Origin of the sequence: Trichloromonas sp. (assembly GCF_041583255.1) — a bacterium.
Lineage (GTDB): Bacteria > Desulfobacterota > Desulfuromonadia > Desulfuromonadales > Trichloromonadaceae > Trichloromonas.
On sequence record NZ_JBFHGD010000095.1, the window covers coordinates 1 to 12482 of the forward strand.

The window sequence follows — 12482 nt, forward strand, 5'->3', positions numbered from 1 at the left end:
GACATCGATCGACTCCATGGTCGGCTTGACCGGCGGTTCCTCCAGCACCCCCTGCCATGCGTCCTGCGCCTTGCTGCTGAAGGCCACGGACGCCTCGACCGGCCCACGGGCGTACTCGAGCACCCAGTCGCCGCCGGAGCGGGAGTTGCCGGTCAGATCATCGCTGGCGGCGACGTCGGCGCCGGTGAGCAGGGCGAGGCTGTCGACAAAAGCCTGGCCGTTCGGCCCGGCCGCCAGGTCGCAGCCGTAGAAGAGCAGGTCGGCGTCGCCGGTCAGGGCCTGCTGCCAGCCTTCAAGCTGGTCGGCGTAGCGGTCGAGGGTGGTCAGGTTGAGGCTGGTGTTGCCGAGGGTGACTTCGCCGCTGGCACCGTGGGAGACGATGTGAACGGCGGCGATGTTCAGCTGTTGCGCGAGATAGCGGCTTATCTGATCAATGCCGTTGGCGTCGGCATCGAGGATGACGACGTCGAACAGGCGCCCTTCGGTGGTCTGGGCGGCCAGGTCGTCGATCAGCGGCTGGTAATCGGCGACCCCAGCATCGACAAAAACCACTTCACGGCGAACCGACTCGCTCACCTCGCTCGTCTGGCCGTCCGCCTGGCCGGGCTGCAGCGGCGTATGCAGAATAAAATCATTGGTCGCCGCAAACGCGCTGACATCCGGCGGCGGAACCGCATCGGCGCTGAACAGCAGCCGCGGCTCAAATGACTCAAGACAAAATCTTGACATCAGTTTTTTTGACATGGCGCCTCGGGCTCCGTAACTTGACCGTTTATGAAAAAAATCAAAAACTGGTTTGCGGTACGCTAAATGCCGCTAGTGCACCCCTGCAAACAACTGAAGCGACAGGGTTAAGATCTTGTATTTGCATGGTTTGTCTTGCGATATAAACTAATGAGGGTCGCAGGACTTCGGCAGAAACCGCCCTATAACTGTTTGACTCTCTGCCGCTGCGATGATACCAATACATTTCATTATAGTTTAAGAAAAATATAACCTGCAAAAAACTATCCAAAAACAGGCCAATTAGCAAGGATAAATACTGGCTTATTTATTGCTTACCTTGAATGGGTCGGGCTCTTTAAAGATGCCGCCTGACCCATGAAATGTTATTGAACAAATTACCAATCTGTCACCTCTGCCCCATAATCAGCAGCACCAACTAAAGAATGCTTTCAAAGACAGGCGATTACAAAATGACGCGTTATCTCCTTCTGTTTGCATGCATGCTCGCTCTTGCTCCCGGGCCTGTCGACGCCGAGCCCCTGGCTGAATCTCCGATCCAGCAGAAAGCGTTTCTCTGGAACCACAACCAGGGAATGCCGCCGAACCCGGAAGCGGCCCTCGCGGCTGCCGGGCTGGCGCTGGAAAACCGGACGCCGAGGACGGTTGCCACAGGCGACCAGGGGCCGGCTACCCCGCTGGCCCTGGCCGACCTGGTATCGCTGGTCGTTGCCGACAACCAGCAGATCAAGGGGCATGAAGCCCAATGGGGTATTCAGAAAACGGGGGTGGACAAGGCCGCTGCCATCTTCGAACCGGAGTTCGTCACCTCGCTGAGCCTGGCAGATAGAAGCCAGAAAAATACCGTCGAAGAGGCCGCCAGCAGGCAGTTCGAAAGCATTTACGCCGAACGCAACTGGGACTATAATGCCTCGGTCGGGGGCCTGCTGCCGACGGGCGGCAAAATCAACCTGGGCTATACCTACCGGCGCCTTTCCAACACCCTGACCCGAACGCTGACCGATGAAGACCGCGAACACCAGATGTTCCTCGGTCTCTCCCTGACCCAGCCGCTGTTGAAAAACGCCGGTATCGACGCCACCAAGGCGGGTATCCGCGTGGCCGAAACGGAGTCGGAGGTGGCGTTTCAGGAATACCGCCAGGGGATGATGCGTACGGTCGGTGAGGCAGCCGCGACCTACTGGACCTTTTTTCAGGCCCAGGAAAAGCTCCGGATGCGCCAGGATTCGCTGAACATCGCCGAGCAGCTTCTCAATGACAGCCTTGAACGCTACCGCACCGGCAAAATGTCGGAGACCGACGTGCTTGAAGCGCGAATCGGGGTGGCATCGCGGCGGGCACTGCAAATCGAGGCGCGCCAGGAGCATCACGAAGCGATGAACCGCTTGCGTACCCTGATCGCGCTGGCGGCCGGGCAGGACACTCCCCGGCTCGAAGCGACCGAACGCCCGCACCTGAGCCAGGCGGCACCGGATCGCCAGACCCTTATGCGGCGTGCGTTCAAGCTGCGCCCCGAATACCTGGCCACGCAAAAGAGAATCGATCGGGCCGGCATCAAAATCGCCTATGCTAAAAACCAGCTCTGGCCCGAGCTCGACCTGAAGGCGAGCTACGGTCTCAACGGTCTCGATTTTTCAAGCGGCGACTCCTGGGACCAGATCGAGGGGCAGGATTTCGACGACTGGTCGGTCGGCCTGGAACTGCGGGTTCCCCTGCAGGGAAACCGCGACGGCAAGGCCGATCTGCAGAAGGCCAAGCTGGAACAGACCCGCGCCCTGCTGATGCTCAAATCGATCGAAGTCGAGCTGACCAACAACATCGACACGGCGATGCACAATATCCGCAATGCCTCAGAGCAGCTTGGTTATGCCGTCAGCGTAGTCGAAATTCACCAGCAGCTGCTCGACGCCGAGCAGGCGCGGCTTGGAGCCGGCCGCAGCAACAGCCGCCTGGTTCTTGAAAAAGAGGAGAATTTCCAGAAAGCCCAGGAGGCCGCACTGAAGAACCTGGTCAGCCTGCAAAAAGCAATGCTGGATCTTGAAATTGAAGCTGGATCGATACTTGCCAGTAATGGCGCAGAAATCATGGAGGTTGAACTTTGAAATTTCTCGATACCCGACGTGGCAGTACGCACTTTGGCCGAAACCTCTTCTCGCTGGCCCTGCTGACCGCCCTGCTCTTCTGCGGCCTGCTGATGCCTGCCCCGGCAAGTGCCGAACCGCTCGCCATCTCCGGCATCACCGAGCCCTACCAGGACGTGGCCCTCGGCATCGCCGTGGCCGGCCGGGTGGCCAGAATCCATACGCCGGAAGGGGCAATAGTGGCCAAGGGGGATATCATCCTCGAGCTTGACAAAAGGCTTGAAGAACTCGAAACGGACAGGCGCCAGCTGATCTGGAAGAGCAAGGCCGAGGTCGAGTCTGCCGCCCGCCAACTGAAAACCCTGGAAACCCATCTCAAATCGACCCGTTCCCTGTACGATGCGACCGGCTCGGTCAACCGTGAAGAGCTGGAGAACCAGGAACTCGAGTACGAACTCACCCGCGGTGAGCTGGCCCGGCTCGAAAGCGCCGAGAAACGGGAAGAAATCGAATACGGCATCGCCAAAGAGCAACTGGGCAAAAGAAGCCTGCGAGCGCCTTTTGCCGGGGCCATCGCCGAACTGCTGGTCGGCATCGGCGAAAACTGCGAACTGGACAAGCCGCTGGTGCAACTGGTCGACACCAGCCGCGCCTATTTTGTCACTAATATCGAACTGAGCACCCTGGCCGGCCTCAAGAAAGGGCAGACGGTCGAACTGCAGCTGCAGACCGGCGGCGACCCGGTCAGCAAGAAGGCCGAGATCGTCTTCATCAGCCCGGTGGTCGATCCCGCCAGCGGACTGAGAAAAGTGAAGGCGCTGTTTGACAACCAGGACGGCAAGGTCATTCCCGGCGTCACCGGAGTCATGCTGCTGCAATAACCGGGAAAAAAACCGCTTTGACTACCCAGACAACCATCGGCTCCCTGCATCGTTTTTCTGAACATCCGGCCAGGTTCTGGCCGGCATACCTGGACTTTGCCTGCCGCCATGGCGGCGCCGAAGCCGCCCTGCTGCTGGCCAAAAAAGCTTCTCCCGGCGCCTGGAAAACCCTGCTGGCCCTGAGCGTTGCAGGCGACCCGCTCCCCCTTTCACAATCCCTTCTCAATGCTGCCGAAAAGCTCGCGGATGCGGCGCTGGAGACGGGCAGCGCCCGAACCGGCAGCGCCCCCGCCGGCGAGGCCCTCGCCGCCATCGTCCTGCCGGATGAAGACCCCGCGCAGCTCCGGGTCGCCCTCTTCATCTTCCGCACCGCCGATGACGCCGACCTCGACCGGGCCGTTGAACGCCTGCAGCTGATTGCCGACGCACCCGCCGTCTATCAGCGCCAACGCTCGGCAAGCCAGTCACTGAAGGAGGTGGCGAGCATTGCCGAAACGCTGGATGTCATGATTCTGCTCAACGGCGAAACGAGCTACCTGGCTGCGGCCATGACGCTGGCTAATGAAACCGCCGCCCGCTACCGCTGTGCGCGGGTCAGCCTGGGATGGTGCGACAAGGGGCACATCCAGCTGCAGGCCATCAGCCACATGGATCGCTTCGAAAAGAAAATGGACATCGTGGCGAGCCTCGAAGCCGCCATGGAGGAGGCGCTCGACCAGGACGAGGAAATCCCCTGGCCGCTGCCGGCCGGCAGCACCGTTGTGGCTCGCGACCATGCCCGCTTTGCCGCAGAACAGAACCTGGCGCATCTGTTGTCGGTCCCCATCCGGCTCGATGGCGAACCGGTCGGCGTACTGACCTGCGAGAGGGACGATCGGGCCTTTTCAGAGGAAGAAATCGGCGGCCTGCGGATTCTCTGCGACCAGGCCGCGCGCAGACTGGGCGACCTGAAGGCAGCCGACCGCAATATCCTGCGTAAACTTGGCGACGACCTGCGCCAGCGTTCAGCGAAACTTCTGGGGATCGAACATACTCTGGTTAAGCTGGCCGCCGGGCTGGTCTTTATCCTGCTGCTGATCTCCCTGATTTTCAAACTTCCCTATCGTGTCGAAGCGCCGTTCCTGCTCAAAAGTGAGGACGTTCGCCAGGTGTCTGTCCCTTTTGAGGGATACATCGACGAAGTGCATGTCCGAATCGGCCAGCAGGTACGCCAAGGCGCCCCCCTGCTCTCCCTCGATCCCGGCGACCTGCTGCTCGAAGAAGCCGAAGCGACCGCCAACCAGGTTCGTTACGTGCGCGAGGCGGAGAAAGCTCGGGCCAGGAACGTGCTGGGAGAAATGCAGATCGCCCAGGCGCAGGCCGACCAGGCCAGGGCGCAGCTGGAGCTGGTTCGCTACCGGCTGAGCCAGGCCGAACTGCGCTCCCCCATCGACGGCATCGTTGTCGATGGCGATCTCGAAGAGCTGCGCGGCGCACCGGTAAACAAAGGGGATATCCTTTTCAAGGTCGCCCGCCGCGAAAACCTCTTTGCCGAACTCAAGATCGACGAACGGGATATCCACGAACTGGCGATCGGGCAGCCGGTCGCAATCGCCTTTGTCAGTCAGCCGCAGCTTAAGTTCGCCTTCACCGTCGACCGGATCGACCCGGTGGCCCGGGCGGACGAGGAGGGCAACCTTTTTCGCGTGCGCGCTGTCACCGATGAAAGCCTGGCCGCCTGGTGGCGTCCCGGCATGAGCGGCATCGCCAAGGTCGAAATCGGCAAACGGCGAATCGCCTGGATCCTCACCCACCGCACCGTCGATTTCTTGCGCCTGCGGCTGTGGTGGTGAGTAACGTTGGAACAAGCCGCTCTGGAATAGAAGCAAAATGCTCTCTCTCGCCCGCTCATTTCATTCGCTCGAGCGCGCAGAGAACACAAAGGGAAACCTGAGTAAAACAAGCCCTATGCCTTTTTCTGCGACCTCTGCGAGCTCGAGTGAGCATCGCGAACGGGCGCTAGACGATTTTGAAGTCCTCGACAGGTACCAACTCTTATGAGCACCGCAGGAAAAACATTCAGCGAATCCTGGCACCGGGTAGCCGACCTTAGGGTCAGCCTGCGCCCGACGGTGCGGATCCGCAAGCAATGGTTCCGCGGTGAGCAATGGTACGTTCTGCATGACCCGTTCAACAACACCTTCTTCCGCCTGCGCCCCGAGGCCCACCAGCTCGCCATCCGGCTCCATCCCGGCCGTACCGTATCCGAAGTGTGGGCAGACTGCCTGGCCCGCGACGCCGACGGCGCGCCCGGCCAGGAGGATGTCATTCAGCTTTTGGGGCAGCTCTATGCGGCCAACCTCCTGTTCTGCGACCTGCCGGCCGACAGCGCCCGGCTCTTCGAACGCTATGCGGATCGGCGCCAGCGGGAAATCCGCTCCACCTTCCTCAACCTGATGTTTTTTCGCGTGCCGCTGATCGATCCCGAAAAACTGCTGCGCCGGCTGTCGCCGCTGATTCACTGGATGACCGGCCGGGTGGCGGCCGGGCTCTGGCTGCTGCTGATCCTGCTCGCCGGCATGACGGTGATCGGACACGCCGACGCCCTGGCCAGCGAAACCAGGAACCTTTTGGAGTTCGACAATCTGGTCCTGCTCTATGGCGGCCTGGTGCTGGTAAAAATATGGCACGAATGCGGTCACGCCATGGTCTGCCACCGGTTCGGCGGCGAGGTGCATACCATGGGGGTCATGCTGATGGTATTCACCCCCCTGCCTTACATGGACGCCACCTCAAGCTGGTCCTTCCGCAGCCGCCGACAGCGGATTCTGGTCGGGGCCGCCGGAATGATATTCGAACTCTTCGCCGCCTGCTGCGCCGCCCTGTTGTGGGCCAACACCGGCCCCGGCGCCCTGCACAGCCTGGCGTTCAACATGATGTTCGTCGCCTCGGTATCGACCCTGGTCTTCAACGCCAACCCCCTGCTGCGCTACGACGGCTACTACATCCTTTCCGACCTGATCGACATCCCCAACCTGCAGTCCCGCTCCCTCGCCCAGCTCAAGTACCTGGGCGAGCGCTACCTGTTCGGCGGCCGGGATAACAGCAGCCCCGCGCACAGCCGTTCGGAAACGGCCTGGCTCTCCGGCTACGGCATTCTCAGCGGCATCTACCGCGTCGTCGTCTATGGCGGCATCATTCTCTTCGTGGCCGACCGGTTCCTGCTGGCCGGATTGATCATGGCCGTTGTCTGCATCTTCAGCTGGGGCGTTCGCCCGATGGCGAACTTTGCCAGGTATCTTGCCACCAGCCCGAAATTGGCAAAAACACGGCCCAGGGCCATTGCGATCACCCTGACCGGCCTGTCTCTGGGCCTGCTGCTGCTCGCGGTGGTCCCCGTTCCGAGCGGATTCAGGGCCCCCGGCGTGCTTGAAGCGAAAACCTACCTGCGGGTGGCCAACGATACCCCTGGACAGCTGGTGGAGATCCTGGCTCCCAGCGGCGTGCCGGTCGAGCCTGGCCAACCCCTTCTGCGCCTGGAGAACCCCGAGCTGAACCTTGAAATCAAGATGGTTTCCGCCCAGTTGACCGAATTGCTGGCCCTGCGCAAACAGAGCCTGGCTTCTGAAGGGGATGCCGAAAGCGCGTTGCTGAAAAAACGGCTGGAAGCCCTTGAACAGCGGCTGCAGAGGCTTGGGCAACGGCAGCAGTCCCTGGTGGTCAGCGCCCGCGAAGCGGGAACCTGGGTGGCGCCGGAAAGCCGGGAGCTGCTCGGCACCTGGCTCTCCCGCGGGGCGCCGCTGGGCGTCATTCTCAGCCCCGCAGCGTTCCGGTTTTCAGCGGTCGTCTCCCAGGAAGAGGCGGCCAACCTCTTTGCCGGCAATATCAGGGGGGAGGCGGAGGTTCGCCTGTCCGGCCAGGGCGGGCTGTCGCTGAGGGTCGACAGCTACGAGTTCATCCCCTTTCAGCACGAGAAGCTCCCGTCTGCGGCCCTCGGCTGGCTGGCCGGCGGCGAGGTGCCGGTCTCCGGCAAGGACTCCAGCGGCCTGCAGACCGTCGAGCCCTTTTTCCAGATCTACGCCGAACTGGCGCCGCTGGAGGGAACCGCGCTCTACCATGGCCAGTCCGGACAGGTACGCTTCTCGCTGCATGGCGAACCGTTGCTGACTCAATGGGCCCGGAAGCTGCGCCAGCTGCTGCAAAGGCGCTACCAGACATGATGCCGTCCGCCGACTACCGGGCCACCCGGGCGATCACTCCGGGCAAACTGCACAAGGGCCTCGATCGCTGCGTTCACGACCTGATCGGCCACTGGCGTCGCCGGGATCGCACCCTGCAGCAACTGCAGGAACAGGCCCGGCAGATTGCCGAACGCTCCTTGCAGCACCGGCAGCGCACCGATGCGCAACTGCGCCAGGACCTCGAAGGGTACCGGGAACAGTTTCGCCGCCGGAAAAAAGATGTCGAAACATTTCTTAACGAGGCGCTCGCGGTCATGGTCGAAGCTTCGGAACGGACCCTCGGCATGCGCCCCTACCCGGTGCAGATCCTCGGCGCCCTCGCCATCCACCGTGGTTTCCTGGCCGAAATGGCAACCGGCGAGGGGAAAAGCCTGACCGCCTGTTTCCCCGCCATCCTGGCCGCCTGGTCGGGCCGCCCCTGCCACCTGATCACCGCCAACGACTACCTGGCTTCCCGCGATGCCGAAGAGCTGGCGCCGCTCTACCGCTTCTGCGGCACGACCACGGGCTGGGTCGGCGGCCATATGGACCAGTTTGAGCGCAGGGCGAACTATGCCCAGGGGGTCGTCTACACCACCGGCAAGGAACTGCTGGCCGACTTCCTGCGTGACCGGATCCTGCTCGGCGACGCCCACCTGGCTCCGCGCCGGCAGCTGCGCCGACAACTCAACCGGCAGCATCACTCCCTCGATCAATTGGTCATGCGCGGCATCGATACGGCGATAGTCGACGAGGCGGACAGCGTGCTGATCGACGAAGCGGTCACCCCCCTGATCATTTCACAGCCGCAAAAAAACGAACCGCTGAGCCAGGCCGTCCGGGTCGCCGCAACCATCGCCCAGTCCCTTGCGCCAGGAGAGGATTATCGTACCGACCGCCGTTATCGGGAAATTACCCTGACCGCCCGCGGCCAGGCACAGATTGCGGAAACGACCGGCAGCCTGCCGCCTCTCTTTCACGGCGCCGGCCGCCGCGAAGAACTGGTAGTGACGGCTCTGACGGCCAGGGAGTTTTACCACAAGGGCCAACAGTACGTCATTGAAGACGGAGCCGTGGTGATCGTCGATGAATTTACCGGCCGGATGATGCCGCAGAGGACCTGGCGGCAGGGGCTGCACCAGGCGGTCGAAACCATGGAAGGGCTCCCCCTCACCGATCCGAGCGAAACCCTGGCGCGCTTGAGTTTTCAGCGTTTCTTCCGCTTTTTTAGAAAAATCGGCGGGATGTCCGGTACGGCCCGGGAAGCCGCCGGTGAACTCTGGCATATCTACGGTTTGCCGGTTCTCGCCATCCCGACCAACCGGCCCTGCCGGCGGCGCGTGCTGCCGAGCCGGTCCTATCCGCACCAGCCGGCGAAATGGCAGGCGATCTGCGATGAGATCAGCAGCTGCCACCAGGCCGGCCAGCCGGTTCTGATCGGCACCAGGAGCGTGGCCTCCAGCGAAGAACTGTCCGGCATGCTGCAGGAGCGCGGCATTTCCCATCGCCTGCTTAACGCGGTAAAGCACAAGGAAGAGGCGCAAATAATCGCTTCGGCAGGCAGCCAGGGCGCGGTGACCATCGCCACCAACATGGCTGGTCGCGGCGCGGACATCAAACTGGGGCGAGGGGTGGCCGAGCTGGGGGGGCTGCACGTGATCCTTACGGAGCGCCATGAATCGAAGCGTATCGACCGCCAGCTGTACGGGCGCTGCGCCCGCCAGGGGGATCCCGGAAGTGCCAGAGCCTATTGCAGCCTCGACGATGAGCTGCTGCAGCGGCATGGGCCAGGCGCCCTGCTGAAGATCAGACCTCGCGGCGAGGCTTCGCGGGCCGAAGCGAACCGCTTTGCCGAACTGCTGGTCAACCTGGCGCAACGGTCGGCACAGCGGCGGGCCTTTTGCCAGCGGCAGATCGTCATGCAGACCGACGACTGGCTGACCGACGCCCTCTCCTTTGCCCGCACCGGACTGGACTGAAAACCTGACCCTTCAGGACGCCCCCACGCCTCGCCCCTGCCCCAAAAAAAACCCGGCCCTCTATCAAGAGAGGCCGGGTTTTCGGTTTCAGATGTGCGGGTAACGACTAACAGCCGCAGCCGCAATTGTGGCAGACTTTCTTGTTGTGATCTTCAGGCTCGATGGTTTCGGGCGCGAAGGCCACGCGGTTGATTCCCCGCTTGATATCCTCGATCAGGTCGCGGCGAGGGCTCGAGCCGATAATGTGGCCGAGGCAGAGATTGCCGATGCCGTCCTTGGGCGAACGCAGGCGGATCGCATTGAGAATATCCCCATAACCGTTGATATCGATGACGACATCCTCTTCGACGGCATGCTGCAGGGTCACGCCGAAGCCGGTCATTTCCTTTGCGGTTTGGGCCAGAAAAGCCTGTACGGCCTCATCATCGATGTTGGCCTGCCAATCCTTTCGGGGAAAGCGGCGGCCGTAGAAAACGACTGTTATTTCCTTGTGCTCCATCATTCACATCCTTCTGCTGGTCGCTTCAATCATTTACAACTGATGAATCCAGGAGACATCGCCGCTGCCCTGGCGCAGAATTTCGATTTTGTCGTCGAGCAGGCTGATCACCGTCGACGGATCACCCAGGCGGACGCCGCCGTCGATCACGATGTCGATCGACTTGCCCAGGGCATCATAAATGACCGACGGGTCCTGGATCGGGTCGTCACCGGAGATATTGGCGCTGGTGGTCACCAGGGGGTGGCCTAGTTCCTGAACGATCGCCAGGGCGATGGGATCGTTGGGAATCCGGATGCCGACGGTTTTCTGCTTGGTGGTCAGGGTATCTGGCACGACCCGGGTCGCCTCGAGCACGAAAGTGTACGGCCCGGGGAGGTTGCGCCTGAGGGTACGGAAGGCGAAGTTGCTGATCTGGGCGTACGCGGAGGCATCGGAAAGGTCGGAGCAGATAAACGAAAAGGGCTTTTTGGGGTCGCGCTGCTTGATCTGGTAGATCTTCTTGACCCCTTTTTTGTTGAAAATATCACAGCCGATGCCATAGGTCGTATCGGTAGGATAAGCAATGACCCCGCCCTGCTTAAGGCATTCAACAACACGGGTAATCAACCGTTTCTGGGGGTTCTGGGGATTGATTGACAGGATCATTCGGCTCTCCTCGCTATATGCCATCACTGAACAGGCGCTAATTCGTGAAACTTTACCACAAGAACGCGGCCAGAGGAAGTCCATTAGCGCGGGAGCGCCCTCTACAGCAGGTACCTGAGCCGTTCCACCTGCTTGAGAGCTGCATAAATCGCCAACAGCTGGGGATAATTACGAACCCTGACCAGGATCGACACACACTGATGTACGCCCCCGGAGCTGGGCCTGAGCTTCATGGCGTCGAGGGAAACCGGCGTAACGCCGGAGACGGCCGAACGGACCGCGACGGCAAAGTCTCCGTCATTGGGGCCAAAGACCTTGAAGATGTGGTCACAGGGAAATTCGAACAGCTCTTCGGATGGGATATCGGTCATGATTCAGCTCACTTGTTTCCGTTTACGCCGGTATGACCAAAGCCGCCCTGGCCGCGAAAGGTAGCGTCCAGCTCATCGACGAGTTCAAAGACAGCGCGGCTGACCTGGGCGAAGATGAGCTGGGCGATGCGGTCGCCGTCGGCAATGAGCACCTCTTCGCTGCCGTGATTGATGACAATCACACCGATTTCACCTCGGTAGTCGGCATCGATGGTTCCGGGAGAGTTGACCAGGGCCACCCCCTGCTTGAGGGCCAAACCGGAGCGGGGCCGCACCTGCCCCTCGTAACCCGGCGGAATAGCCATGGCGATCCCGGTCGGCACCAGGATGCGCTGACCGGGGTTGAGGGCTATGGGCGCTTCCAGGCAGGCGTAGAGATCCATCCCGGCCGCCAGTTCGGTCATGTAACGCGGCAGGCGGGCGCGCTCGCGAACCCGCCGAATTTGAATATCAAGAGTATCCACGGATCACATCCTCCGGTGGGGTCAGCCGAGGGTCAAATCGAGCAGCGGAAATTCGATCTGACCACTGCGGCCGACCATCTGCAGGTTCAGGCAATCGTCGCGAAAAAGATCGTTGGCCAGCCGCATCAAGTCATCGCGGCCAATCCGGTCGAATTCACCTACCACCTCGTGCAGCGAGGGGTAGCGGCCCAGGTAGATTTCGTTTTTAGCCAACCGCATCATCCGGCTGTCGGTGCTTTCAAGGGAAAGGAGCAGGTTCCCCTTCAGCTGCTCCTTGGCGGAGAAGAGTTCCTGTGCGCTCACCGGCTCATTTTTAAGCCGACGCAACTCCTGCAGTATCAAGCTGATCACCCTGGCGGCATTGTCGTTGCCGGTGGCCGAATAGACCACCAAAGCCCCGGCATCGGAATGACAATTGAGGTAACTGTAAATCGAGTAGGCCAGCCCATGTTCTTCGCGGATTTTCTGAAACAGGCGACAACTCATGCTGCCGCCGAGAATGGTATTGAGCAGGAACGAGGCGAAGCGGTCGGGATGGCCCTGGGAAAGGGATCGGGTGCCCAGGCAGAAATGGACCTGTTCAAGGTCACGGTCAACCAGATCGAGCCCGCGCTCC

The 12482-nt window shown here is 61.4% G+C and carries 11 protein-coding genes; 5 read left to right on the forward strand and 6 right to left on the reverse strand.

The window, feature by feature from the left end:
- A partial coding sequence (locus tag ABYV89_RS09215; protein WP_432822659.1) for a DUF4347 domain-containing protein occupies positions 1-744 on the reverse strand: 744 nt, incomplete at its 3' end.
- A gap of 452 nt (positions 745-1196) precedes the next feature.
- On the opposite strand from ABYV89_RS09215, the gene ABYV89_RS09220 reads away from it, so the two are divergent.
- From ABYV89_RS09220 to ABYV89_RS09240, 5 genes are all read left to right on the forward strand, one after another.
- The gene (locus ABYV89_RS09220; protein WP_432822660.1) at positions 1197-2846 is read left to right on the forward strand and encodes a TolC family protein; all 1650 of its coding nucleotides are present in this window, start codon (positions 1197-1199) and stop codon (positions 2844-2846) included.
- Positions 2843-3706 (forward strand): efflux RND transporter periplasmic adaptor subunit, encoded by an 864-nt coding sequence (locus ABYV89_RS09225; protein WP_432822661.1) that lies wholly within the window; start codon positions 2843-2845, stop codon positions 3704-3706. The genes ABYV89_RS09220 and ABYV89_RS09225 overlap by 4 nt, the downstream gene beginning before the upstream one ends.
- 17 nt (positions 3707-3723) lie before the next feature.
- A complete protein-coding gene (locus tag ABYV89_RS09230) occupies positions 3724-5538 on the forward strand; it encodes an HlyD family efflux transporter periplasmic adaptor subunit (protein ID WP_432822662.1) in 1815 nt (604 codons plus the stop codon).
- Positions 5539-5742: 204 nt separating this feature from the next.
- Entirely contained in the window at positions 5743-7905 is a 2163-nt protein-coding gene (locus ABYV89_RS09235) for a biotin/lipoyl-binding protein (RefSeq protein WP_432822663.1), read from the forward strand.
- On the forward strand, positions 7902-9884 hold the full coding sequence (locus ABYV89_RS09240; protein WP_432822664.1) for a hypothetical protein: 1983 nt from the start codon (positions 7902-7904) through the stop codon (positions 9882-9884). The genes ABYV89_RS09235 and ABYV89_RS09240 overlap by 4 nt, the downstream gene beginning before the upstream one ends.
- Positions 9885-9990: 106 nt before the next feature.
- Here ABYV89_RS09240 and ABYV89_RS09245 read toward each other — a convergent pair whose 3' ends face one another.
- The 5 genes from ABYV89_RS09245 to ABYV89_RS09265 form a co-directional block, all read right to left on the reverse strand.
- Positions 9991-10386, reverse strand: a complete 396-nt coding sequence (locus ABYV89_RS09245; RefSeq protein ID WP_432822665.1) for a hypothetical protein — start codon at positions 10384-10386, stop codon at positions 9991-9993.
- A gap of 30 nt (positions 10387-10416) precedes the next feature.
- A complete protein-coding gene (locus ABYV89_RS09250; RefSeq protein ID WP_432822666.1) occupies positions 10417-11031 on the reverse strand; it encodes an L-threonylcarbamoyladenylate synthase in 615 nt (204 codons plus the stop codon).
- A 101-nt stretch (positions 11032-11132) separates the two neighbouring features.
- Positions 11133-11402, reverse strand: coding sequence for a YbeD family protein (locus ABYV89_RS09255; RefSeq protein ID WP_432822667.1), 270 nt, complete (start codon positions 11400-11402; stop codon positions 11133-11135).
- Positions 11403-11410: 8 nt separating this feature from the next.
- A complete protein-coding gene (gene dut, locus ABYV89_RS09260; protein ID WP_432822668.1) occupies positions 11411-11866 on the reverse strand; it encodes a dUTP diphosphatase in 456 nt (151 codons plus the stop codon).
- Positions 11867-11887: 21 nt separating this feature from the next.
- A partial coding sequence (locus ABYV89_RS09265; protein WP_432822669.1) for a M16 family metallopeptidase occupies positions 11888-12482 on the reverse strand: 595 nt, incomplete at its 5' end.

What these genes read in the sequence shown, in the direction of transcription:
- ABYV89_RS09220 (WP_432822660.1), top strand. Translation starts at nt 1,197, where the DNA reads ATGACGCGTTATCTCCTTCTGTTTGCATGCATGCTCGCTCTTGCTCCC.
- ABYV89_RS09235 (WP_432822663.1), top strand. Translation starts at nt 5,743, where the DNA reads ATGAGCACCGCAGGAAAAACATTCAGCGAATCCTGGCACCGGGTAGCC.
- ABYV89_RS09240 (WP_432822664.1), top strand. Translation starts at nt 7,902, where the DNA reads ATGATGCCGTCCGCCGACTACCGGGCCACCCGGGCGATCACTCCGGGC.
- ABYV89_RS09245 (WP_432822665.1), bottom strand. Translation starts at nt 10,386, where the DNA reads ATGATGGAGCACAAGGAAATAACAGTCGTTTTCTACGGCCGCCGCTTT.
- ABYV89_RS09250 (WP_432822666.1), bottom strand. Translation starts at nt 11,031, where the DNA reads ATGATCCTGTCAATCAATCCCCAGAACCCCCAGAAACGGTTGATTACC.
- ABYV89_RS09255 (WP_432822667.1), bottom strand. Translation starts at nt 11,402, where the DNA reads ATGACCGATATCCCATCCGAAGAGCTGTTCGAATTTCCCTGTGACCAC.